Source organism: Sulfurimonas sp. CVO (assembly GCF_009883775.1).
GTDB classification, from domain to species: Bacteria; Campylobacterota; Campylobacteria; order Campylobacterales; family Sulfurimonadaceae; genus Sulfurimonas; species Sulfurimonas xiamenensis.
The window spans coordinates 646,012-671,146 of sequence record NZ_CP033720.1 but is presented as its reverse complement, the minus strand read 5'-3'; the positions used below and the strand labels follow the sequence as shown (position 1 = coordinate 671,146).

At 31.6% G+C, this 25,135-nt stretch carries 29 protein-coding genes; 19 read left to right on the top strand and 10 right to left on the bottom strand.

What is annotated here, in order from left to right:
- The first annotated feature begins 46 nt into the window (after positions 1–46).
- Positions 47–637, top strand: a complete 591-nt coding sequence (locus CVO_RS03480; protein ID WP_152299542.1) for a class II aldolase and adducin N-terminal domain-containing protein — start codon at positions 47–49, stop codon at positions 635–637.
- An 8-nt stretch (positions 638–645) separates the two neighbouring features.
- Here CVO_RS03480 and CVO_RS03475 read toward each other — a convergent pair whose 3' ends face one another.
- Positions 646–1,944 carry an adenosylmethionine--8-amino-7-oxononanoate transaminase gene (locus CVO_RS03475; RefSeq protein ID WP_152299543.1) on the bottom strand — a complete coding sequence of 433 codons (1,299 nt, stop codon included), beginning with the start codon at positions 1,942–1,944 and terminating at the stop codon, positions 646–648.
- Positions 1,945–1,949: 5 nt separating this feature from the next.
- Positions 1,950–2,300, bottom strand: coding sequence for a hypothetical protein (locus CVO_RS03470; RefSeq protein WP_159570007.1), 351 nt, complete (start codon positions 2,298–2,300; stop codon positions 1,950–1,952).
- 171 nt (positions 2,301–2,471) lie between these two features.
- On the opposite strand from CVO_RS03470, the gene CVO_RS03465 reads away from it, so the two are divergent.
- The 18 genes from CVO_RS03465 to CVO_RS03380 all read left to right on the top strand — a co-directional run bounded on the left by CVO_RS03465 (position 2,472) and on the right by CVO_RS03380 (position 19,233).
- Positions 2,472–3,935, top strand: coding sequence for a peptidylprolyl isomerase (locus CVO_RS03465; RefSeq protein ID WP_159570005.1), 1,464 nt, complete (start codon positions 2,472–2,474; stop codon positions 3,933–3,935).
- Position 3,936: 1 nt separating this feature from the next.
- Positions 3,937–5,295 (top strand): cell division protein FtsA, encoded by a 1,359-nt coding sequence (gene ftsA, locus CVO_RS03460; RefSeq protein WP_152299546.1) that lies wholly within the window; start codon positions 3,937–3,939, stop codon positions 5,293–5,295.
- Between the two features lie 9 nt (positions 5,296–5,304).
- The gene (gene ftsZ / locus CVO_RS03455) at positions 5,305–6,423 is read left to right on the top strand and encodes a cell division protein FtsZ (RefSeq protein WP_152299547.1); all 1,119 of its coding nucleotides are present in this window, start codon (positions 5,305–5,307) and stop codon (positions 6,421–6,423) included.
- A gap of 44 nt (positions 6,424–6,467) precedes the next feature.
- Entirely contained in the window at positions 6,468–6,899 is a 432-nt protein-coding gene (locus CVO_RS03450) for a DUF8479 domain-containing protein (protein WP_152299548.1), read from the top strand.
- A gap of 3 nt (positions 6,900–6,902) precedes the next feature.
- On the top strand, positions 6,903–7,571 hold the full coding sequence (locus CVO_RS03445; RefSeq protein WP_152299549.1) for a Crp/Fnr family transcriptional regulator: 669 nt from the start codon (positions 6,903–6,905) through the stop codon (positions 7,569–7,571).
- 3 nt (positions 7,572–7,574) lie between these two features.
- Positions 7,575–8,522, top strand: coding sequence for a hypothetical protein (locus CVO_RS03440; RefSeq protein WP_159570003.1), 948 nt, complete (start codon positions 7,575–7,577; stop codon positions 8,520–8,522).
- 200 nt (positions 8,523–8,722) lie between these two features.
- Positions 8,723–11,227, top strand: coding sequence for a Sec-dependent nitrous-oxide reductase (gene nosZ, locus CVO_RS03435; RefSeq protein ID WP_159570001.1), 2,505 nt, complete (start codon positions 8,723–8,725; stop codon positions 11,225–11,227).
- Positions 11,228–11,413: 186 nt separating this feature from the next.
- Positions 11,414–12,196 carry a cytochrome C gene (locus CVO_RS03430; protein WP_159569999.1) on the top strand — a complete coding sequence of 261 codons (783 nt, stop codon included), beginning with the start codon at positions 11,414–11,416 and terminating at the stop codon, positions 12,194–12,196.
- Positions 12,197–12,198: 2 nt separating this feature from the next.
- Positions 12,199–13,416, top strand: a complete 1,218-nt coding sequence (locus CVO_RS03425) for a nitrous oxide reductase family maturation protein NosD (protein ID WP_152299553.1) — start codon at positions 12,199–12,201, stop codon at positions 13,414–13,416.
- Positions 13,417–13,418: 2 nt separating this feature from the next.
- Entirely contained in the window at positions 13,419–14,159 is a 741-nt protein-coding gene (locus CVO_RS03420; protein ID WP_152299554.1) for a 4Fe-4S dicluster domain-containing protein, read from the top strand.
- Positions 14,160–14,168: 9 nt separating this feature from the next.
- Entirely contained in the window at positions 14,169–14,813 is a 645-nt protein-coding gene (locus tag CVO_RS03415) for a c-type cytochrome (protein ID WP_152299555.1), read from the top strand.
- Between the two features lie 3 nt (positions 14,814–14,816).
- A complete protein-coding gene (locus tag CVO_RS03410) occupies positions 14,817–15,311 on the top strand; it encodes a c-type cytochrome (protein WP_152299556.1) in 495 nt (164 codons plus the stop codon).
- 34 nt (positions 15,312–15,345) lie between these two features.
- Entirely contained in the window at positions 15,346–16,251 is a 906-nt protein-coding gene (locus CVO_RS03405; protein WP_159569997.1) for a NapH/MauN family ferredoxin-type protein, read from the top strand.
- A gap of 3 nt (positions 16,252–16,254) precedes the next feature.
- Positions 16,255–16,893 carry an ABC transporter ATP-binding protein gene (locus tag CVO_RS03400; RefSeq protein WP_152299558.1) on the top strand — a complete coding sequence of 213 codons (639 nt, stop codon included), beginning with the start codon at positions 16,255–16,257 and terminating at the stop codon, positions 16,891–16,893.
- Positions 16,880–17,356: a hypothetical protein gene (locus tag CVO_RS03395; RefSeq protein ID WP_188093945.1), complete on the top strand. Its 477-nt coding sequence runs from the start codon at positions 16,880–16,882 to the stop codon at positions 17,354–17,356. The genes CVO_RS03400 and CVO_RS03395 overlap by 14 nt, the downstream gene beginning before the upstream one ends.
- A 9-nt stretch (positions 17,357–17,365) precedes the next feature.
- Positions 17,366–18,193, top strand: coding sequence for an ABC transporter permease (locus CVO_RS03390; protein WP_152299560.1), 828 nt, complete (start codon positions 17,366–17,368; stop codon positions 18,191–18,193).
- A 14-nt stretch (positions 18,194–18,207) separates the two neighbouring features.
- The gene (locus tag CVO_RS03385; RefSeq protein ID WP_152299561.1) at positions 18,208–18,681 is read left to right on the top strand and encodes a nitrous oxide reductase accessory protein NosL; all 474 of its coding nucleotides are present in this window, start codon (positions 18,208–18,210) and stop codon (positions 18,679–18,681) included.
- 27 nt (positions 18,682–18,708) lie between these two features.
- Positions 18,709–19,233, top strand: coding sequence for a PAS domain-containing protein (locus CVO_RS03380; RefSeq protein ID WP_152299562.1), 525 nt, complete (start codon positions 18,709–18,711; stop codon positions 19,231–19,233).
- A gap of 8 nt (positions 19,234–19,241) precedes the next feature.
- Here CVO_RS03380 and CVO_RS03375 read toward each other — a convergent pair whose 3' ends face one another.
- From CVO_RS03375 to CVO_RS03340, 8 genes are all read right to left on the bottom strand, one after another.
- Positions 19,242–19,874 carry a Crp/Fnr family transcriptional regulator gene (locus CVO_RS03375; protein ID WP_152299563.1) on the bottom strand — a complete coding sequence of 211 codons (633 nt, stop codon included), beginning with the start codon at positions 19,872–19,874 and terminating at the stop codon, positions 19,242–19,244.
- 9 nt (positions 19,875–19,883) lie between these two features.
- Positions 19,884–20,330, bottom strand: coding sequence for a hypothetical protein (locus CVO_RS03370; RefSeq protein WP_152299564.1), 447 nt, complete (start codon positions 20,328–20,330; stop codon positions 19,884–19,886).
- A gap of 11 nt (positions 20,331–20,341) precedes the next feature.
- Positions 20,342–21,289, bottom strand: a complete 948-nt coding sequence (locus CVO_RS03365; RefSeq protein WP_152299565.1) for a hypothetical protein — start codon at positions 21,287–21,289, stop codon at positions 20,342–20,344.
- Positions 21,289–21,957, bottom strand: coding sequence for an ABC transporter ATP-binding protein (locus tag CVO_RS03360; RefSeq protein ID WP_152299566.1), 669 nt, complete (start codon positions 21,955–21,957; stop codon positions 21,289–21,291). Before CVO_RS03360 ends, CVO_RS03365 begins: the two co-directional genes overlap by 1 nt.
- A complete protein-coding gene (locus tag CVO_RS03355; protein ID WP_152299567.1) occupies positions 21,957–23,135 on the bottom strand; it encodes an ABC transporter permease in 1,179 nt (392 codons plus the stop codon). Before CVO_RS03355 ends, CVO_RS03360 begins: the two co-directional genes overlap by 1 nt.
- Positions 23,125–23,424: a hypothetical protein gene (locus CVO_RS03350; protein WP_152299568.1), complete on the bottom strand. Its 300-nt coding sequence runs from the start codon at positions 23,422–23,424 to the stop codon at positions 23,125–23,127. The genes CVO_RS03355 and CVO_RS03350 overlap by 11 nt, the downstream gene beginning before the upstream one ends.
- On the bottom strand, positions 23,417–24,508 hold the full coding sequence (locus tag CVO_RS03345) for a nitrous oxide reductase accessory protein NosL (RefSeq protein ID WP_159569995.1): 1,092 nt from the start codon (positions 24,506–24,508) through the stop codon (positions 23,417–23,419). Before CVO_RS03345 ends, CVO_RS03350 begins: the two co-directional genes overlap by 8 nt.
- Before the next feature lie 146 nt (positions 24,509–24,654).
- Complete coding sequence (locus tag CVO_RS03340; protein WP_152299570.1) at positions 24,655–25,134, bottom strand: DUF4149 domain-containing protein; 480 nt, start codon at positions 25,132–25,134, stop codon at positions 24,655–24,657.
- Position 25,135 lies beyond the last annotated feature (1 nt).

The window sequence follows — 25,135 nt, the reverse complement described above, 5'->3', positions numbered from 1 at the left end:
AACAAAATTATGATACACTTATACAAAAATATATGAGTACTTTAACATGAACAAAGAGCATCTTAAAAAGAAACTGTCTAGCTTAGCGTTGTCAATGTTTAGAAAAGATTTTTTCGGTATTTATCATGGTTCTCTTTCTGCTAAAACAGAAATAAATAGATTTATTATAAACACAAAAGAGGCTGTTTTTGACACACTTGACAATACCTCTCTTATAGAACTCTATTTTAAAAAAGATTACAGATGGAATCAAGCTAGTATTGATGCAAATATTCATTACAGCGTCTATTCACAAATATCTGATGCAAAATTTATCTCTTTTAGTATGCCCCCCTTTACAACCGCATACTCACTTGAGCACAATATTATCACTCCCAAAGACTATTTTGGTCATAAAGAGATAGGTTCTATAGAGATATTTGACCCAAGAAATTTTGATGATTGGTATGAAAGAGCAAATAGTGAAATTGCTTACTATTTCCAGAGTCAAAAAACAGATATTATGGTTATTCGAGGTTATGGTGTTTACACTTTTAACAGAGATGTTTATGAAATGGCAAAAAAACTCTCTATACTAGAAAAAAGCTGTAAAATTCTTCTACTTAATGAGAAAAACAGTAATTCAGCTTTTTACTAGATACAAAACTAAAGAAGCGATTTTATCGCCTCATAAGCTGTATCCATCATCTTATCACACTGCTCTTGTGTTATAATATATGGCGGCATAAAGTAGACTACATGACCAAGCGGGCGTAGCAAAACACCGTTATCAAGCCCATACTGATATACTTTAAGCCCTATTCTCTCCTCTGGTTTATACCCTTTTAACTCTATTGCGCAGATCATGCCTGTTTGTCTTGTTGATGCTACATTTTCAAGTTCTTCAAACTTCAAAAGTTTATCACTCATATATTTTGAAATTTCTCTGTTTTTCTCTATAACATTATCTTTTTCAAAAATATCAAGAGTCGCATTTGCAGCTGCGCAGGCAAGTGCATTTCCGGTATAGCTGTGAGAGTGCAAAAAAGCTTTGTACTCACTATAATCACAATAAAATTTTGCATATATATCATCACTTGTCAAAACGACAGAAAGCGGAAGATAACCTGCGGTCAAACCTTTGGACAAAACAAGGAAGTCAGGTGTTATATTTGCACTCTGACATGCAAACAGCTCTCCCGTTCTTCCAAAACCTACCATAACCTCATCAGCAATCATATGAATATCATATTTATTACAAATTTGGCGCACCAAGACCAAAAACTCTTTATGATACATATGCATATATCCGGCACCCTGAACAAGCGGTTCTAAAATTATTGCACTTATCTCATATGCTCTGCTTTTACACAACTCTTCAAACTCTCTTGCCGCTTCTCTAGCCGACTCTATGCTCATATCTTTTGGCACGGGAGTCTGAATGCTTTGTATCAAAAGAGGTTCATAAGTATCTTTGTAAAGCTTTACATCGCCAACGCTTAATGCGCCTATTGTCTCCCCATGATAAGAGTTTGTTAACGAAACAAAAAGTTTTTTATTTTTACCATCATTTTTATGCGCATGAAAACTCATCTTAAGCGCTACTTCAACAGCGCTGGAACCATTGTCTGCATAAAAACATTTTTCTAAACCTTCAGGTGTTATTTTTACCAATCTTTCAGATAATTTTATAACCTGTTCGTGTGTAAAACCTGCCAATATTACATGTTCAAGAGTATCTAACTGCTCTTTTATCTTTTCATTTATATAGCTGTTGGTATGACCAAAAAGATTGACCCACCAACTGCTAACTGCATCTATATAAGTATTGCCCTCAAAATCTTCCAAATAGACACCATATGCTTTTTTCACAGGAATAATCGGAAGTGTTTCATGATCTTTCATTTGAGTACATGGATGCCACAAAACACTTAAATCTCTTTTTTTCAATTCTAAATTATTCATATATTTTACTTATTTAACACAGATGATTTATACTCGGGAGTATAACTAAGGTTAGTGCATGACAAAAGTCCATGGAGTTCCATTTCTGCTCCGCTTATATCAAAAAGCTCCTCTCCCTCTTTGCCTAAAAATATAAATCTTTCAAACTTATGATTTTTTTTATCTATATATTTTGAATAAACAACATAATGTGCATCTTTAAACTCCGGTATTTTAGAGCACGCATCAAGATATTTATCACAAGATTTATCAATACTTTTTACTTCCAAAACATCAGATTGAATTGTGTTTAACAATAACTCCGGTAACTTTGGCAACTCTTTTTCAATATTTGAATATTTTGAAATATCATTCATAGAAAATCCTTTCTCAGCTCCATTTTAAACGATTCTACCGATTTTTCATTTATATATATCTTAGGTTTTGCAAATCATAGTATTAAATTAAAATTTAACACCTCTTTATGAAGGTTTAATACGAATTTACATAAAATTACAAAAATATCATAATACAAGGCTGTCAAACCAATGATTACATGGATGCAAAGACATAAAAAATATCTCATAATAACTATTTGGATTTCCACTATTGCTTTTGTTGGAGCTGGATTTGTCGGATGGGGTCAGTATAGTTATGGTGATAAAGCAGGAGCTGTAGCAAAAGTTGGCAGTGTTGAGATAACAATGGGAGAACTTCAAAAAAGTTATTCTAACCTTTACAATCAATATTCTCAAATGTTTCAAGGTGAGTTTGATGAAGAAAAAGCAAAAAGCTTTGGTCTTCAATCTCAAGCTCTTCAATATTTAATACAACAGGCTCTTATATTAAATTTAGCAAAATCTTATGATTTGCAAATAAATGACACTGAACTTCTAAATGAGATAAAAACAAAAGAATTTTTCTTTAAAGATGGCGTTTTTGATTCAGAAACATATAAAGAGATTCTTTTAAGAAACAATTTGAGTGTTAAAGAGTATGAAAATGATATAAAAAAAGAGCTCTTAATCAAAAAAACACTTAGCCTTTTTCCTGTTGAAGTTAAAGAGAGTGAGCTAAATATATTAAATACCGCGACGGGTATCTCTGATAAAATAGAGTACAAAATTTTAAATGCAGATCAAATAAAAATTGATACTTCAGACAGCTTGATAAAACCTTTTTGGGAAAAAATGCAAAACGATTTTATGACTGAGGTAAGTTATGATATCAAGTTTATAAAACAACCTAAAATTTCAAAAGAGTATGATGATGCAACACTTAGCCAGTACTACAATGAAAACAAACTTCACTTTAAAGATAAAGATGGAAAAATACTCTCTTTAGATGCTGCTAAAGATAAAATCAAAGAAGAGTTAAATGCAAAAGAGACTAAGAAAGAGGCTTTAAGAACATATATAGCTTATAAAAAAGGTGAACTAAAAGATGTTACTATAGAGAGTTCTACCATCTCAGCTTCAAATAATCCGTTTAACAAAGATGCTTTTGATACTATATCAAATTTAACATCGTCATCTCCATTTTCAAAGCCTGTTATGGTTGGAGAAGACTATATAACTTTTGAACTTATAAATGTAAACCCATCAAAAACAAAAAGTTATGAAGATGCAAAAAGCGAGGTTATGTCTCTCTATGTTGATCAACAAAAAAGAGAAAAATTACTAGAAATGGCGAAAAAATCATTCTCTACATTTAAAGGTAAAACAACAGATTTTATAACAGGAAATGATTATAGTAAATTTACAGAGTTAAGCACAGAAGAGGCAGTTGAATTTTTAAACACACTTTTTGGTGCAAAAGAAAAAAGAGGATTTGTTCCTATAAAAAGCGGAAAAATTGTTATGTATAACATACTTGAACAAAAACTTCTCAACAATACTTTAAGTGAAAAAAACAACCCGATTGCAAAATTAAAAGCTACAATGTTTAATGAAGGTTTGATTAAAAACTTACAAAACAAATACAAAACCGAGATTTTTATCGAAGGATTATAAATTGAGCAGAACTGTTTTAGCCATAGATATAGGTTCAACGAAAATATGTGCAATTATCGCTGAAATTGCTAATGACAACTCCATAGCTATAACAGGAGCCGGAACCTGCAAGGCGCAGGGTCTTAAAAAGGGAAGTATTACAAATATAGAACTTGCTTCAAGATCTATAAAAACTGCATTAAATGATGCCAAAAGAGTTTCAGGCAGCGAAGTAAAAACTGCTATAGTCTCTATCTCAGGCGCTTATACAAAAAGTTTAAACTCCAGCGGTATCGTAAATATTCAAAACAAAGAGGTTAGTTTTAAAGAGATAGAGAGAGTTATGCAAACCTCTCTTTATAACGCAAATATTCCAAATGAGTATGAAGTACTCCACGCTCTTCCTTATAACTTTAAAGCTGATGATCAGGACTACATTGAAGATCCTCTTGGAATGAATGCTTCAAGACTTGAAGTTAACACACATATTATAACAACACAAAAATCAAATCTAAACAATCTAAAAAAAGCAGTTCGTGGAGCCGGTGTCGAAGTTGAAAATATTGTTTTAAACGGTTATGCTTCTTCAATCGCTACACTTAATGATGATGAAAAAGAGTTGGGTGTTGCTGTTATCGATATGGGAGGAAATACCAGCAATATTATTATTCACTCTGGCAACTCTGTGCGATATAATGATTTTTTAGGAGTTGGTTCCAATCATGTAACAAGTGATCTCTCTATGGCACTTCATACACCACTTAATATTGCTGAAAGTGTAAAATTAAAATATGGTTCGCTTTTAACTCCCAGCAATGATTTAATAGAACTTCCTATTATCGGTGATGAAAATACAACACATGAAGTCTCTCTTGAAGTAGTACATAATGTAATTTATGCTAGAGTTGAAGAGACCTTAATGATTTTAGCTCAGTTTATAGAAAACAGCGGGCTCAAAGATAAAATTGGTGCAGGTATAGTTTTGACAGGCGGATTTTCTCAAATGGATGGAATAAGAGAATTAGCAGTAGCAACTTTTGGATCTGTTCCTGTTCGTCTTGCAAAACCTAAAGAGATGGATGGTCTTTTTGACAATCTCCGTTCTCCGGAATATTCAAGTGCCATAGGTCTTATTATGTATGCAGCATCTCCATATACACAGTATGAAATAGATGTAAACAAAAGAGTTAGACACTCAAATGAGATGCTGACGCATGAAAGCAGAATCAATCTTGCTGATGAGCCTGATATTCCGATTCCTCATTCACAAAATGATGAAAAAGAAGAAGGAATAGTGACGCTTTCACTGAAAAAAAGCAAAAAAGAAGATGAAGCCGGTGTATTTAGTAAATTTTGGAACTGGGCAACCCAGTTATTTTAAGGAGAGATTATGGAACCATTTTTGATTGAAGAAGCTAGTAGTTTAAATGGAGCAAGAATCGTAGCTGTTGGTGTCGGCGGCGGCGGCGGCAACATGATTGGTCATATGATCAAAGAGGGTGTAACTGGCATAGAGATGATTATGATAAATACCGATGCACAAGCTTTAAATGATACAAATGGTGCAAGTAAAATCCAAATTGGGGCAAAGCTGACAAAAGGTCTCGGTGCAGGAATGAAACCAGAAATCGGAAAAGAGTCTGCACTAGAAAATTATGATGAAATTAAAAAAGCTTTAGAGGGTGCTGATATTGTATTTATCTCTGCCGGTCTTGGCGGCGGAACAGGAACAGGTGCTGCTCCTGTTATTGCAAAAATTGCCAAGGAGGTAGATGCTCTAACAATTTCAATTGTCACAAAACCTTTTATGTTTGAAGCACCAAAGAGACTAAAGCTTGCTATAGCCGGATTAGAAGAGCTAAAAAAAGAGAGTGACTCTATTGTAGTTATTCCTAATGACAAACTACTCTCCATTATTGATAGAAGACTTGGAATCAAAGATAGTTTTAAAATTGTTGACAGTGTTTTGGCACAAGCTGTCAGCGGAACAGCCGGAGTTATTCTCTCAAGCGGCGACAATGATATAAATCTTGACTTTGCCGATTTAAAAACAGTAATGAGTCATAAAGGCATGGCGCTTATGGGTGTAGGAGAACATGAGGGTGAAAACGCAGCTTATGAAGCTATCAAAGCTGCTATAGAGTCCCCTCTTCTTGACAATATCTCAATAAATGGCGCAATGGGTGTTTTAGTACATTTTCATATGCATCCGAATTTTCCGATGATAGAAACATCTGAAGCTATGATAGTAGTTCAAGAGAGTGCTCATGAAGAAGCTGATGTAATATTTGGTACTTCAACTGATGATTCACTACCTGAAAATTATGTAAAAATAACTATTATTGCAACAGGCTTTGAAAAAGATTTAAACCCTAGTTCAAATAATGAAAATTTTGTAAGTGAAACTCCTTCACCGGCTGCAAAAATTCGTCCAAGATTAGTGGTTGGCGGGGATCTTGACAGTACTCACTTAGATATTCCATCATATATGAGACAACAGCAAGATTGAAATTTTACTATTTATATGTATAATACAATTAAAAAAGGAACTCAATGAAATTTTTATATATACTTTTAATCGCTCTATTGCCTATTTTTGGATTAGCTGCAGAAGATAAAAACAAAGGAATATCACTTGAAGCTATAAAAGCACAAAATAGAAATGTTGTTAAAATGGCAGCTGAAGAGATGTCAAAATCACTTCCTACAACAATTGACAAGCAGACAAAACTTATAGACATCAAAACAGATGATACAACACTTGTTTATATATTTGAAATAGATACGGCTCCTAAAAGTGATGAAACTGTAAAAAAAGAAGATCACAGCAGAATGCAAAAAGCTGTAACTGAGGGTGTATGCAGAAGTTCAGAGAGATTTTTAGAATCAGATATATCTATTAGATACATATATAAAAGTGCACTTACAAAAGCAGAACTTTTTACATTTGATATAAGTAAAGAAAATTGCCCTGACTTATTATAATTAATGAGTAAAAATACTTCCATAAAGAGCGTATTAAGTTCTTTAGATTTTTTTTCATCTCTCAACATAGAGCAGATAGATTTTTTAGCATCTATCTGCTCTGTTAATAGCTACTCAAAGAATTATATTGTTTATTATGAAAAACAAAAGAGTGACTCTCTTTTGTTTCTTCTTGAGGGATTGGCAAAAGCATACAAAATAGACAAACATAATAATGAAATATTTCTTCACTACATTTATCCAAACTCATTAATATCTGAAATATCAAATATCAAAGAAGATACAATAGTCTCTTTTTCAAATATAGAACTGCTTGAAGATTCTCAAATACTCAATATTGATTATAAGAAATTTAGAGAAAACTTTTTGGAAAAAGGTTTTTTATGTTCTGCATTTGCAAATGAGATTGTTTTAAAATCACAGCAACTTCGTTCACTGATTAACAGAGAGTTTATTTTCAACTCTGTTGTCAAAGTTGCAATGATGCTTCATGATGATTTAAATATATTTAATAATTTAAAGCGTTCTGAAATATCACTTATACTTCATATACAGCCAGAAACTCTCTCAAGAGTTTTAAATAGGCTGAAAAGAGATAAAATAATCGATTCAAAAAGTGGAAAAATAGTAGTTTTAGACAAAGAGTCTCTACTATCTATTTGCGAGGAATAAAACATGAAAAAAATTAAACTAGTCGGCGCATTAATATTTATACTCTCTATTATATTAGTATCTCTTTTTTATCATGTAGCCAAAGAGAATCAATCACATAACAACCTTATAAATACAATGATTGAACAAAAAAATTTCACGCAGGAAGTTTCAAAAAATGTTTTTTATATTTATAAAAATTTAGATAGCACTACAAAAAGTATAGATGAAAGTATAAGACAGTTCTTAAATATTATGAGCAACAAAAAAGAAGGTTTGCAAAAAAGTAAAAAAATTTTAAAGTTATGGAATAAATTTTACCTTAAAGTACAACATTTTAGAGATAAAACTAAAAACAGATCTTCTTATTCAAATATGCTTCTTGAAAAAGATGTAAAAGATATTTATAACATTAATTTAGAATTGATTATAGAAAGCAATAAATTTATACAAGCGCAAGAAACCGCTTTCAATAAAAAACAAAAAAAATATAAATTACTTTTATATATACTTTCTACCATATTAATATCACTATTGTTTTATATATTTACACAACTAAAAACAATGATAATATTTATGCAAAAATTTCTCTCTACATCAAAAGCAATTATTTCAAACTCTTCCATTAGAGAACTTAAACCGATTGAAATAGAAAATAAAAATTTGGAAATAAGTGAAGCAAGAAATAATTTCAATCTTCTTGTTGAAAAAATTAATAACTCCATTGAATATTCCAGCAACTCCATAAATCACTCATGTGAATCTTTAAAAGATGTAGAACATCATATAGAAGATTTGGTAGAACTTATTTATACAATGAATGAAGACACTAGAGACAAAGAGTTAAGAAAAAAAGAGGATGCAATCATACAATCATTGGAAGAGTTAAGTTCGGCAGAGATAAAACTCAAAAACCTCAAAAAAGACTTAGATAGTCTTATTTCGCACTATAAACTTAAAAATAATAATTAATTAAAAAATTTGACTAAGGTCAAATTTTTAACCTACTATTTTTATTACTATAATATTTATCGTTTGAGTAGTATTTTAAACTCAAAGGAATTTAAGGAGAATATTATGAAAAAACATTTCAACAAGTTTTCTTCCATTATCCTAGTACTTCACTTGCTGCAACAGCTTTAACTGCTAGCAGTGGTGAATTAGCAGAGGTAATGAAGAAAAGGGGCCTAAGCGAAGTAGATGTAGTTCGTGCTGCAAAAACTTACAATCCTTCAGGGGTGAAGGATGAGTTTGTTGTATTTAGTTCAGGTGGTCAAGCTGGACAAATGCTAGTTTACGGTGTTCCTTCAATGAGACTTTTAAAATACATAGGTGTATTTACTCCTGAGCCTTGGCAAGGATACGGATTTGACGAAGAGTCAAAAAAAGTTTTAAGACAAGGTAACATCAGAGGCAGAGAGATCAACTGGGGAGATACTCACCACCCTGCGCTTTCTGAAAAAGATGGAAAATATGACGGTAAATGGCTAGCTATTAATGATAAAGCAAACCCTAGAGTTGCTATTATCGACCTTGAAGATTTTGAAACAAAACAAATTGTAGTAAACCCTGTTTTAAAATCTGAGCACGGTGGAGCTTTCTTTACTCAAAACAGTGATTACATTATAGAAGCATCTCAATATGCTGCTCCTTTTGATAACAACTATCACCCAATTGAAGAGTACAAAGAGACATACCGTGGTGGTGTAACTTTATGGAAATTCAACCCTAAAATCGGTAGAATTGACGAGAAAAACTCATTTACTCTAGAACTGCCTCCATATATGCAAGATTTAAGTGATGCAGGTAAAGGTGTATCTGACGGATGGGGCTTTACTAACTCATTTAACTCTGAAATGTATACAGGTGGTATAGAAGTTGGTATGCCTCCATTTGAAGCTGGTTGTAGTAGAAATGACACTGACTTCTTGCATGTATATAACTGGAAAAAGTTAGCAGAACTTGCTAAAGATAAAAAAAATGTAGAAATCATAAATGGTCACAAAGTTATTATGATGGATGTGGCAGTTAAGAACAATGCACTCTTTTTAATTCCTGAGCCAAAATCTCCACACGGTGTTGATGTGTCTCCAGATGGTGAATACATTACTGTTTGTGGTAAGTTAGATACGCATGCTTCTGTTTATAAGTGGAGCAAAATCAAAAAACTAATCGACTCTAAAGATTTTGCAGGTAAAGATCCTTACGGTATTCCTATCTTGGATATGAAAAAATCACTTCACGGACAAGCGGAACTTGGTCTTGGGCCATTACATAACCAATACTCAAATGTTGATGGTGAAATCTATACTTCACTATATGTTGATAGCCAAATTGTAAAATGGAACTATAAAACTTTAAAAGTATTAGATAAAGTAAATGTTCACTACAATGTTGGTCACTTATGTGGTATGGAGGGTAAATCTGCTGATCCACAAGGAAAATATATCATTTCTCTAAACAAACTTGCGATTGATAGATTCCAAAATGTTGGACCTTTGCATCCTCAAAACCACCAGCTAATTGATATTAGCGGTAAAAAAATGGATCTTCTTGTTGATATGCCTATTCCATTAGGTGAACCTCACCAAGCGGTTGCTATCAGAGCTGAGAAACTTCATGGTCATGTAAGATATCCAATGGGTACAAACACAAGAACTAATGAAATTCATGAAGGTAAAACTTTAGCAGGTCAAGAGAGAATTGAAAGAGATGGAAACAAAGTAAAAGTTTATGCTACACTTGTTAGATCTCACATCAACCCTGAGAGAATCACTGTAAATAAAGGTGATGAAGTAACTATGTACTTAACAAACCTAGAGCGTGCTCAAGATGAGACTCACGGATTTACAATTGACCACTATGATGTTCACGCGTCACTTGAGCCAGGTAAAACTGCGAGTATTAAATTTACAGCTGATATTGAGGGTGTTTTCCCTTACTACTGTACAGAGTTCTGTTCTGCACTACACTTAGAGATGATGGGTTACTTAATGGTTAAAGACCCTAACAAAAAATATGTAAGTGCTCAAAAACTAAAAATGCAAACAATGTCTCCTGAGCAATTAAAAGCTGAGTATGACAAAACTGTTGCAACAAATGCTGCGACTGACGCTGTTATCCAATCAGTTGTAAAGTTCTTAAAAGAGAACAACTATGAAAAGCATGAAGTTGTTAAAAACTTAGTTGTTGATGCAATGGATCAATATGGTAAAATTGCTGAACAGAAAAAACTTTCAGACGAAGCTGTTAAAGCTGGCGATTTAGAAAAAGCTGTTCTTTTTGAAAATATGATCTGGCAATATATGGTTAAAACTGCCGATGTTGGTATTAGAGCAAAAGATGCACTTGTTAGACTTATTGCTACAAAACAATCTGCAGCAGCTGCAGCTGGTGAAAAAGCATTCGGTGAAGGCGGATGTGGCGGTTGTCATGTTATCGGTAAAGTTTCTTCTGGACCAGACTTAACTGGTGTACTTGAAAGACATGGTGAAGATGGCGAAAAATGGGTTAAAGACTTTATTATGGAACCTGAAAAAATGTATGATGATCCATATGTTAAAGGTATGATTGATTACTTTAATCTAAAAATGCCTAATCAGCATATGAATGAACAAGAGACTAAAAATATTATCGAATACCTAAAATGGGTAGATGAGAATGCAAACCTGTTCTAAAAACGGGTTTTAGTTAAAAACAAAAAGGAGGAGAATAAAATCTCCTCCTTTTTTTTAATTTATACTAAAATTTCATTATTTAAACTTATAAAAAAAATTTTACTATATAATAATAGTTGATGTAAAATTTGAGGATTATTTTTATAATCTTCAATTTTTATTTTACTTAGAAAAGGAATTTTCACAATGAACAAAAGTTTAACCAAGGCAAGAGTTTTTGCCGCTTTGGCTTTAATTATTCTAACTCTCTCTTTTACATTTCCAATGATTGGATTTCATGGAACTTTAAACAAAATTGACGAGGGAAAAAGTGATGAGATATCATCTTTTAGCAAAAGTGTTTGGAATTTTTACAATCAAGGAAGATACAAAAGTGTAACTACACCTAAAGAAGCTCATAATGATTTAGACAAGATGATTGAAGCTACAGCAGAAATCGGTCCTGCATCATTGCCAATCTGGGCAGTTTCACTTGAAGCGCCAAACTATCCTAAAGATGCTTTTCCAGAAGGCATCCCTGTATTTTTCCATTTTGACGGCTATAGTGGAGAAGTTCATGAGATGAACACTATTAACCACTATGTTGGAATGGACCCAATGTGGGTTGGAGGTACTATTGAGAGAGAAATAGGTATCTATGCTCTTTTACTTTTATCTTTAGCAATAGTCTATTTTATGGCATACAATTCAAAAATATTAAACTATATTATGTTAGTTCCAGCGTCCCTTCCTCTGCTGTTTATAGCTGATTATTCATTTTGGCTCTATTGGTTCGGACACAATTTACATGATTGGGGAATGTTTAAAATTAAGCCTTTTATGCCTACTGTTTTTGGAGACGGGAAAATTGCTCAATTTACAACACACTCTTATCCAACAATTGGATTTTATATAATACTAGCGATTAGTTTATTGAGTCTGCTTGCTTTTTTTGCAAAACAAAAAGCTCTTAAAGAAACGAATGCATAAAAATGTTTAAAATTTATTTTGCTTTATTTACTCTATTTTTGCCACTGTTAAATGCAAATATATTGCAAGAAGCAATTGACAATGCTCCTGAAGGTTCTATTTTAAAATTACCTGCAGGAGTGTATAAAGGAAATATTGTTATAACCAAACCTTTAACAATTATTGGAAAAGAAGATGGTGTTATCATCGATGCTGAGGGCGAAGGAACTGTTATAACTGTTAAAAGTTCTTTTGTAACACTTAAAAATTTAAAAATAGTCGGTAGTGGTGCCAGACATGAAAATATAGATGCAGCCATCAAAATATCTGATGGAAAACAGTGTGAAATAAGTGACTGCGTTATAGATGACTGTCTCTTTGGTATAGATATGCAGATGGTAAGCAACTCTATAGTATCAAATAACACTATAACATCTAAAGACTTTGATCTTGGATTAAAGGGAGATGGCTTAAGACTTTGGTATAGTAATGATAATATTATCAAAAAAAATTCTCTTATTCACTCAAGAGACATGGTTGTTTGGTATAGTCATGGAAATATAATTGAAGAGAATTTTGGCGAATATTGCAGATACTCTCTTCATTTTATGTATGCAGGTAAAAACTATGTAAGAAACAATAGTTATAGATATAATTCTGTAGGAATATTTTTTATGTACTCAAATGATACAATTGCAACAGGAAATATTGTAAAAAGTTCTCTGGGAGCAACGGGTATGGGCATAGGTCTTAAAGAGTGTACGAACTTTACCATAAAAGACAATACCGTTCTTTACTGTGCTCAAGGAATGTATATTGATAGATCTCCTTTTGAACCAGATACTAATAACTGGATTGAAGACAATAAAATACTGTACAACTCAGAAGCACTCCATTTTCACTCCCTTAGCGAAGATAATATTATTAAAAACAATATTATTATGGGAAATATAGAAGATGTTGTAAATGATGGTGGATCAAGTAAAACTTACAATAACGATATTAGCGAAAATTATTGGGATAACTATGAAGGGTTTGATAAAAACGGTGATAATATAGGTGACACGCCACATAAAGTTTATAGATATGCGGATCAGCTTTGGATTTACAATCCTGATGTAAAATTCTTTTACGGATCACCGGCTATGTCTTTACTAAATTTTTTATCGAAACTGGCACCTTTTTCAAAACCGCTCTTTTTGTTTGAAGATAAAAAGCCAATAGTTAAAATAGAAGGATAAATATGGAAACAGTTAAAACAGATAAAAGAGAATTTATTAAATATTCTACACTTGGAGTACTTGGACTTGTTTTAGGTGGGGGAATGATATTTAGCCCATATACCTTACGAGCAGAAAACAGATTAAGACCGCCAGGTGCGGTAGATGAAAAAAGATTTTTGGCACTATGTATAAAATGTGGCCAATGTCTTCAAGTTTGTCCTTATCACTCAATAAAACTCGCTGACTTTGGCAGAGGTCATGGTGTCGGTACGCCATATATAGATGCTAATGAGAGAGGCTGCTGGGCTTGTAGTGCTGTTCCATGTGTTCTTGCATGTCCGAGTGGAGCATTGGATCATCACTGTGAAAAACCAGAAGATATCAAAATGGGAATTGCTGTGTTGGAGTTTCCTGATACCTGTCTTGCAATGACAAATACACCTGTCCCTAAGGGATACAATGAGAAAATGCATAAATTTACTAATTCTGTAGTAAATAAGCATGAACTAGAGGAACAATTACTAGAAAAATTTGATCAATATGAAGGTAAACAGTGTACGCTATGTGCTGATATGTGTCCTATACCCAACCCACTAAGCGCTATTGCTATGGTGCCTGATAGTGGCGGCGGAAATAAACCCGAGATATATGACGGATGTATTGGCTGCGGAGCATGTCAAGAAGTTTGTCCAACAACTATTCCATCTATTGTTATTAAACCAAGAATGACATATGAAGAATATTATGCGAATAAAAGTTAAGGGTATAAAATGAAAACTTACCATTTAAAATCAAAGTATAAAAATCTACTTTGTGTTTCTAGTGTTTTACTGTTTACTATTTTTACTGGATGCAGTGACAATAGCCAAAAAGATGAGAAAGCAAAAGCAGGAACTGCCTCTTTGTCTTCAAATGAAGCATCTGTGCAAAAAATAGAAATTTCTAAAAATGAAAATGCACGAGTAATAAAAGTTGCAGAAAAAGAGTACGACAAAAATCAAAGTAAATCTTACTATTATGATTACAATATAAAAAGTGAGTATGACCCAAATTCAAAGCCTGCCAATGAGGATGCTTCAGTTAGAAGCAAACCAAGAACAGCAGTTGATGCGAATTTATATGTAAGAAGTCCTTATGAAAAGATACAAATTTCAATGCTTGTTAAAAAACTAAGCAAAAAATTTATAGTCAAATGTTCTGCTTGTCATAATGATTATGCAAATGGAGTTATAGGACCTTCTCTGCTTGGAAAAGATTCTGATTATATTTACAATAAAATTGCGGAATTCAAAAGTGGTAAAGCTAAAAATGTGCTAATGACTGATCTAATTAACCAGATGGATGATAAAGAAATAAGAGAATTAGCTAATGAAATACATCAATTTAATAAATCTATAGAAGAAATGAGGAAATAAAATATGAAAAATACAATCGTAGGAATAATAACAATCTTAACATTTGCTCTTATGGCATGGGTGGCTTCAAAGGGTGGTGCATATCATGGTGGTGATCATGCAAAAGGTATTGGAAGTTTTGCGGATGCAACTACTACAACACAAGCAGCACCAGCAGAAAAAAGTGATGAAGAGAAAGAAGCAGAACAGATAAAAGCGCTTAAAGAAAAAGCTGGGAATATTGGAAACTTCAAAGTAAGTGATGCATACAAAAGTAAATGTGCTGCATGTCACGGAGCAAATGGTTCAGGAGAACAAGATGGCAGAAAACTTATGGGTCCAAAACTTTATGGACAAAATGCTGATAAATTGTACCAAGACTTAATTGATTTTAAAGCAAATAGAAAAGAGAATGTAATCATGAGAGGGTTGTTAATCAACACTAGCGAAGAAGAGTTAAGAAAATTTGCGGATGAAATCGGAGAGTTCCCTGCTCGCGCTGCTGAAGTTAATAAGTAATATAGTGTCAATAGCAAAAACAATGGAGCATTAAATGGATAAGTATAATAATAGAGAAACGATAAAAAACACCACTTTTTGGTCAACTTTTTTTGACAGAACAAAAGATGGGAAAAAAGTTTTTAGTTATAGAATGAAGAGATGGATATTGGTTATAGCCATACATCTACTCTTTTTTCTATCTTTTCATATCGATATTCAGACACTTGAGGGAACGCTTAATGGTTCAAGGTTTTTAGGTTTTCATCTTATTGACATATTTACTACTATGGAGTTGTTTTTAGCTACTTTTGAGCTGCCTATAAACATGATTATTGGTACAGTAACTATACTTATTTTCTACCTTTTAGTTGGTGGTAGAAGCTACTGTTCATGGGTTTGCCCTTATGGGATTTTAAGCGAAATCGGCGAAAAAATCCACAATACTCTTGTTAATAAAAAAATTATAAAAGAGAGAAAATTTGATCATAGAGTCAGACATATATTTTGGGCAATATTTTTAGTGCTCTCTTTTACAACAGGTTATCTTGTTTTTGAAACATTAAATGTTGTTGGAATCCTAAGCAGAATGATCGCGTACGGTTGGAGTTTAGCATTACTTTGGGTTGTTGTTGTTTTTGCTTTTGAAGTTTTTTACTCCAGAAGAGCATGGTGTACTTATATTTGTCCTATTGGAACAACATACGGTTATATAGGTAAAGTATCAGCTCTTAGAGTTGAGTGGAACGATAACTGTGACCATTGTATGGTTTGTCATGATGTATGTTTTGAAAATCAAGTACTTGAGATTACAAAAGCAAAATATGATAAACAAAGAGAAGAAAAAGGAATCACAAGAGAGTATATAACAGGAGCTGATTGTACACTTTGCGGAAGATGTATAGATGTATGTCATGTTGATGCTCTTAAATTTGATTTCAGATTAAAAAACTTGGTGTAAAACATGATTACTATTTCAAATCTTACAAAAAAATTCGGTTCAAATGTTTCTTTAGACAATGTAAGTTGTCAATTTAAGAAAAATGAATCAATAGCTTTAATGGGTGCAAACGGTGCTGGAAAAACGACTCTTATTAGATCAATTCTTGGATATTATCATCCAAATTCAGGAGAAGTTTTAATCAATGGTCTCTGTCCCGTTAAAAACAGAACTGAAGTGCTTCAAAATATCAGTTTTGTGCCGCAGCTTCCTCCGCCGATAAAATTAAATATTGATGAACTTATGCAGTATATCAGCATAAGTTCAGATGTAGACAAAGAGCTTATAGAGCACTATTCAAATGAAATGAAACTTGACATAAAAGCTAATTTATATAAATCTTTTTTTAAATTGAGCGGTGGTATGAAACAAAAACTACTTATTGCAATCAGCTTAGCTAAAAAAAGCAATATTATTATTTATGATGAACCAACAGCCAATCTTGATCCTAAAGCACGAGATGACTTTTATAGACTTTTAAAGCAAAATGAAGATGAAAAAGTTCTTCTATTTGTTACACACAGACTTGAAGAAGTAAAAGAGCTTATAAATAGACAAATATATATGGATATGGGAAAAGTGGTATCAGATGAGAGGCTTTAAGTTTTCATTTTTTATTTTAAATTTTTTATTTTTATCTCTTATAACAGGTTGTAGCTCATCAGAAAACGGCTCGTCTAATACATCACAAAGTACTCAAAGAATATGCCCTCAGTGCAACATGCCGGTACCTGAATCAAACATTTATTCATGTAACCTTGAAAATAATGGTAAAATATCCTATTTTGACGATATAGGATGTTTAATTTTATGGACAAAAAATCAAAAAATTGATATAAATGCAGCTAAGGCAGAAGTGTTTACAAATGATACACATAAATATATAAATATAAAAGATGCGTATTATACAATAAATGAAAAAACACCTATGAATTATGGATTTGCTGCTTATGAGCATAAAAAAGAGGACACTTTTTATATTAAAATAGATGAAGTAAAACTCAAAATGCTTAGAGGTGAGCATTTAGCAAATCCAAAAATCAGAAAACAGATACTTGGATATTAAAGGATTATCTTGAAAAATTTATATTTAATTGCTTATTTAGACTTAAAAGAGTCTATCAGAGCCAAATGGTTTTTAGTTTATTCGCTTGTATTTGGGGGGCTTATAGCTCTTTTTTTTATTGCAGGCGTAACAGAATCACAAGTTATGGGTTTTAGCGGGCTAAGTAGATTATTACTAATGTATATACAAATTACCATAGTAATTCTCCCTATTTTTATTCTTATCACAACAGTTCGTTCAATCTCCGGTGATAGAGATAACCATATATTAGAGTACATGCTTTCATTCCCTATCTCACTTAAGCAATACTATTGGGGGAAAATTATAGGTAGATTTATTACTGTATACCTTCCGGTTATTTTTGCAATGATACTTGCTGTACTTTATGGTCTTTTTAAAGGAGCAGATATTCCTTGGAATATTTTCTTTTTATACACAGGATTGCTTTTTGCACTATCAAGTACTTTTCTGGGAATTGCTTTTTTCATATCTTCTTTTGTAAAATCTTCTGAAGTTGCACTTGGAATTGCATTTTTTATATGGATATTTTTACTTGCTTTTATAGATATAGGTTTAATCTCATTAATGATGCAGCAAAGAATCAATGAAGAGGTAATAATTTTTATAGCTATGATAAACCCTATGGAACTCTTTAGAGTAGCTGCCATTTCATTGTTTGATCCTGAATTGACGGTAATGGGACCTGTTGCTTTCTATATACTTGATTTAATGAGTCAAAAAACATTTGTTTTATTATCAGTTGGATACCCTATATTTATAGGTTTATTTTTTGCCTTTATAGGTTTTAAAATTTTTGAGAAAAAAGATTTAGTTTAATAAAAGGGGTTTTTATGTATAAAAAAATATTAATGGTTCTAGCACTAGTTTGTGTTTTAACTGCCAATGATTCATATAACATGAATTTTGACAGAGAAACAACATGTACTGTAAGAAATTTCAAGGTTTATGAAGCTCCGCAATGGGTTTGTAAAATAGAACTTAACAGTGGCAAAGAACTCTTCTTTTGCAGTCCAAAATCAATGTTGGAGTTTTACCTTGTTCCTGGAAGATGGTATCATGTAGGGGTTAAAAGCGAAAGTGATTTTAAAAATATAGTTGTAACAGATTATGAAACGCTTAAACCTATTAATGCAAGAGGTGCATTTTATGTATATGGAAGCAATACAATTTCACCTGCTGGTGATGATTTAATTCCCTTTGCAACTTATGACGCCGCTAAAAAATTTGCATCCGAGCATAACGGCAAAAGAATTTTGTCTTTTACTGAAATATCAGTAGGTTTAATTGATTGGTTAAACGGTTAAACAAAAATTATATTCAAGGAAATTAAAATGAAAAAGCCAGCACCAATAAATGAAGAAATTGTGTTAGATCCAAAAAGATATATAGTTAGTGAAACAGATGAGCATGGTAAACTGACATTTTGTAATGACTATTTTATAGAAATCTGCGGTTATTCAAAAGAAGAACTCTTAGGTAATCCACATAGTATTATTAGACATCCTGATATGCCAAAAATTGTTTTTAAACTTCTATGGGAAACAATCTCTCAAGGAAAAAACATCAATGCAGTTATAAAAAACTTAGCAAAAGATGGAAGATACTACTGGGTATTTACAGAATTCGAATCTAGACGCGACACTGATACAGGCAAAATTATCGGTTATACTGCTTCAAGAAAAACAATTTCAAAACATGTAACCGAAATCATATCAGATCTTTACGCAAAACTGCTGGAGATAGAAAAAGCCGAAGGTATTGAAGCAAGCGAAGCGTATCTCAATGCTTATCTAAAAGATAAAGGTGAAGATATAACTTTTCAAAATTTTATGGAAAATATTCATAAATTTTATTGATTAGCCTTTTATTGAAAAAAGTTAATTAAAAGTTTTTTATCAATATATTTATTTTTAATATTAATAATATTATTGTCTTTAAAAAACTTTAAAATTCTAGAAAGTGTCTCTGGAGAGACACCTAGAACCTCTGCTATTTCTACATTTTTTGTTTGAAAAAAATCATCTGCGTGATTATAAATATATTTTGCAACTCTCTCTTTTGAGTCTAAAACCAAATTTGTAGATATAATGTTTTCAAGGTTTTTAATCTTTCTAATCAGAGATGTTTGAATATTAAATGCCATATTTGGATTTGAGAAAACAATCTCTTTTAATTTTTCAAAATCTATTTTTAGAACTTCTACATCACTGTATGCTTTAGCAGTTGCAGGATAAGGAATACCCTCAAAATTTGCAACTTCGCCAATTAATTCATTATTGTGAAAATATTTTAACACTATCTCTTTATGATTAGAAGATGTTTTGTATAGTTTTATAACACCTTTAGTAAGAAGATATAAGTATTTTGGCTTATCCCCTTCATAAAAAACAATATTATTTTTAAAAACTTTCTCTTCTGTTGTAAAAGTTTCTATTTTTTTTATTGTCTCCTCATCTATATTTTTAAAAAGAATTGTGTTTTGAATATAATTTTTCATATTTTTAAATTAATATCCTTCAATTTTCAACACTCTTTTTACTGCTTCATCATAACTAACAATTTCTTCACCCTCTTTAATGGACTCTTTTGATTTATATCCGCTAAAACCATAACCCATTGGTGTGATATTGTTTGTGGTATAAAATGCATTTCTTGCATCTATCCACTCTCCTGTTTTCGCATCAGTAATCCAGATTTTAACACTGTCTTTATAATCTATATTTTCTTCTTCAAACCAAAGAATCATACATCCGATATCGTCAAATTTAAATACTCTTCCAGTATTTGGATCTTTAAGCTGCAATGTGTTTTTTCTATCACTTAAAACCATAACACATCTAGTGCACATATCTCTGTCCCAATGAATTTTTGCAGGACCCTTTTCAATTTTTTTTTCACAACCTAATAAAAAAAGCACCATTAACGAAAGTAAAAACAACTTAAATTTAAACATATATAATATCCTTATAAAAATACACCATTTTTGATATAGTATACTAACACATATAGCGACAATAATATAACATATAAAGAATTAAACAAAAGTGACAAATTATAGTTTTTATTTGACTCTTTTACAAAACTCACAATAAACCCATAAAATGTACCCATAAAGAGTAAAAAATAGATAAAATACCCTACATAATAATACTCACTTTGCAGAAAACAAAATGGGCAATGATGAGATGGCAGCTCATAGATATATGTACCAAAAAAGAGTATAAGAGATATAAGTGCCACAGGTATAAAAATAATGTTTAATATGCTAAAGAGATATTTATTTTTTAAAAAATAAAAAAGAGTTATCAATATAAAATTGCTATAAAATATAGTTAATAAAAGCGATGTATCTAAAGTAAAAAGTGTTGAGATTGCAGAAGTTGAAGAACTAGAATAGATACTCCCGCAGCAACTTACCATTTTATCAATATCTATACTTGAAAACATTATAGTTTCCATAACTACTTCAACCATGAAAAAGAAAAAAAGTGCAATAAAGAGTCCGAATTTCAACTTTGTATATGGTTGATTTTTATTTACCATATCTTCTGAATGAAGTTTAAGCCAATGCGCAAAAAGATATAGATTTATAATCTTTAAAATAAATAGATATGTTCCTACATCTGTGGCATCAACTACACCAGCAGCGCACATAGCACCTGTTAAAACATTAGATATTTTATCTAACGCAAAAACAAAAAAGAAAAACAAAGGTACTTTTATGCTAAATATATATTTTATAATTGTTGAAGCCAAGAAACTTTGTTTCTCTAACTTATACTGCATTTGAGATGTTGAATGAATATCCCAGTACAAAAATATTCTTACACTTAAAAAAAATGCCACTGTTGCAAAAAGTGTAAATATAGCATTTAAAATAAGAATTGTTAAAATTTCAGGAGTAAGCAACATTAAACAATAGCTCCTTGATATATCTCTATCTCTCTGTCAACAATCTCAAGTCCGAAAAAAAGCGGATCATGTGTTGCTATAACTATAGTTTTACCTTGAGCTTTTAACTCTTTTACTATATCTATAAAGTGCAATGAGAGCTTCTCGTCTAAATTTGCGGTCGGCTCATCTGCTATGATAATTTTAGGATTATTTATATTTGCTCTAGCTATTGCAACTCTCTGTTGTTCTCCGCCTGAGAGGTTTTTAACAAGTTGATTTTTTTTATGCTCTATATGAAACATTTTTAAAACTCTTGAGAGCTTCTCTTCAATCTCTTTTTCATCCAAATTCATGGGAACAAGAGGTAAAATTATATTATCTTTAACACTAAGAGAAGAGATAAGGTTATATTTTTGAAAAACAAATCCAATGCTATGGCGTCTAAAATCAGAAGCAAAATTATCCGGAAGCTTGGAAATTCTATCTCCATCTACTATGATTTCTCCGCTTGTTGGTTTGCTAAGTGCAGCTATAAGTGAGAGAATAGTACTTTTTCCACTTCCGCTTGATCCTTTTAAAACAACTAGTTCTCCCTCTTTTATATGCAGGTTTATACCTTTCAGTGCAGTTACAATATTTTGGTTGTTTACCTCATACTCTTTTATTATCTCTTTTAACTCAATCATTATCTTATAACCTCATCTGCTTCAAGCGTTGCACTTCTCCAAGAAGGTATTATAGTTGCCGCTATATAAATTGGAACACTTAGAAAAAATATAAGCACAAGTGTTTGAAAATCAAATGCAAAAGGAAGATTAAAAGATGTTTTCAACTGCGAATACCCTGTAAAGATATTTTGCAAAAGAGGTGCTTTAAGTATATATACAAATCCTAAAGCCAAAATTATTCCTAGTGCATAAGAGAAAAATGAGACGATAAATCCCTCATAAAACTTCTCTTTTAAAACATCATCTACTCTCCACCCTATTGCTTTAAGTATTCCTATCTCTCTCTTTTGTTCACTGCTTAAACCGCTTGATTTATCATATACAATAATAAAAAATGTAAAAAGTGAAATAACAAAAAGAGCTAAAAAAACTCCGCTTTTATAATCAAAAATATTTTGATAACTTATCTTCAAATCATCTTTTGTAATTACTCTGGTATCAGGATACATAAGTTTTATCTTTGAAGCTATTGTAGCTATTTCATTAACATTTGCAACTTTTAAAACTATATCTGTAGCTTTTCGTTCTTCTATATCAAATATCTCTCTTACGCTCTCTTTACTCATAACTATTACATCATTCGATTCTAACTCTGTATCACCCTTAAACACACCGGCAATATCTACCTTTTTAAGTGTTCCATCAGGTTTTATAAAATTAAAATACTCTTTGTAATAGTTTTCATTCATAGTTTTTTTAACGCCCTCTCCGACTATCATGGATGTTTCATTATCAAAATCTAAATGCTCAGCTACCTGCTTTAAACTATCTTTATACTGTTTTTCAAATTCATCAATACCGACAATGCTAAAATTTACACCGGCATTTTCAAAATAGTAATATCCCCAAACTCTGGCAACAGCACTTTGAACTCCCGTAATTTGTAAAACTTCATCAGCCACGCTGGTATCTATATCGTAATGTCGTCCGGCTTTGATTTTTTGGATAGTAATTTCAGGAAGAGAATCTACCGTAGATTGAAGTTCATATTTTATGGAATTTGTTATAAAAAAAAGTGAACTTAGTAAAAAAACAAGAGCGCTTAAGACAAGTGCGATAAAAAAAGTTTTATACTTTTGGCGAAGCAGTGAATTTACAGCATACTCAATTATATAAAAATTTATTTTACTTTTCATCTCTACTCTTATCATTGCTTGAAAAAACAAAGGTGGAGGCAAAATACTCTCGTAATGCCCCATCATCTCTGTAAATTGAAAAAAAATCACTTAAACTTCTGTGTCTGACATAAGATGCTTCTGTAGAAATTGCAAGATCAGGAAGTTTTAACAATTCAACAAACTCTCTTTTCGTATCTAAAGCGTTTTTGTCTATACCTTTTGTAGTATAGAGATAACCTACTTCAATAAAAAAGAGAGCTATTACTATAAAAAAAGAATAAAATAAAAATTCACTTTTTTTATTCATCTAACTTATATACTTCTTCTGAAGTTATCTCTTCAAATTTAAGTATTTTAGTACCTTTGTGATCCATACTGAAAGTTTTTGCTTCACTTTCATTTTTAAAAGGTATGAGTTCATGTCCCATCGGTCCATATACATCACTTCCAATTACATAATAAGCTTTTGAAGCGTCTATTGCTTTTTGAGAATAGTAATCACTCACTAACATTTTTGAAATGTTCTCTTTATGATCAAAATAGTATTTCATCATATCTTTTACACCATCAAATGAGTAATGTTTTTCGCCATAAAATATTTGTGCAGCCCATTTTGGATATTTGTAGACAAACATACCGCAAATTGGACACTTCTCATCTTTGCTTACTTTTATATACTCATTACTGTTTTTTACATCACCAAATCTTTTAACTTCCCAAAGATAGAGTGAAAGTGCTTGAAGTTCAGGTTCTTTTAACTCTCCACAAAAATTTTGCTCTTTGATTGCAGCTTTTAGCTCATTAATCTCTAAATAAGCATTTATATCTATATCTTGTTTACACTTTTTCTCAAATATTTTTTTACCCATTGGGTACATTTTTTTCTCTTTTTTATTTTGAACCATTGCGATATCAGAGCTGAGTGAGTCTTGAGCCATTTTTAGAGCAGTTTTAAAATCAACAATCTTTCCACCATGCTCATCACTAAAATCCTCTGCAGCTTTTTTGTCTGCAAAAGCCAATTTACTAACCTTTGTCATAGTTCCGGGAACATCTGAGCCGACTACATAAAATGCACTACTAGCATCAATAAGTTTTTGAGATTTTACATCTACAACTTTTACATCATCAAGATTGATATCATACTCTTGCATATCTACAACTAGACATCTTATAGAGCAATACTGTCTATCTTTATTGTTTTGAATTTTTGAGGCATGAGATGTTTTATAGAACATTCCAAGCTTCATTCCGCACACCGGACACCAATCTTTTTGTGACCCTTTTTGAACTAACTCAGGCTTAACTGTTGCAGTTTTTGTAAAATCCTCTGCACCAAGATTCGACAAACTCAAAAATAGAGTTATTATAAACATTAAAGCAAATTTCATAGCAAACTACCTCTTTTATTTTTATATCTTTTTTATTATCTATATATAAAGAAATACTTTTAAATAAAAGAGTCAAAATCACAATGATTTAAACATCTCTTTTATAAAAACATATTCGATACATTATTAGATATCTAAAAAGTGCATTATTGTATCTTAAAAAAGATTAATCTTCTTATAAATAATATAAGCAGAGCTATTGCTAAAATTTTAAAGTCAAGTTCGCTTGCTATATGAATATTTTTAAAGGTATCACTTTGTGTTGCTTCTACTCCTAATCTTTGCATAGATATAATTTTTGGTGAATAAACTGCACTAAACATAAGCGCAGAAAAAACCACTGTAACAGAACTGGCAAAAATTATAAAATCTCTTTGTCCCTTTTTGTACATAATTAATTCATAAACTATAACAAAAAGTGCAGTAAAATAGACCCAGTAGCTAAAAAGGCGAAAAATTTCACCCATAATAATTCCGGCATTGTATTGATTAACTATTATCTCACTTAAAAGTTTATCTGTATTGAAAATAACGGGTGCTACGAAAGCTCCCAGCACTATCACCGCGCCAAAAGTAGAAGCCAATATAAAAAGATAGGCAAAATCAATATAGATTTTTGTTTTCATA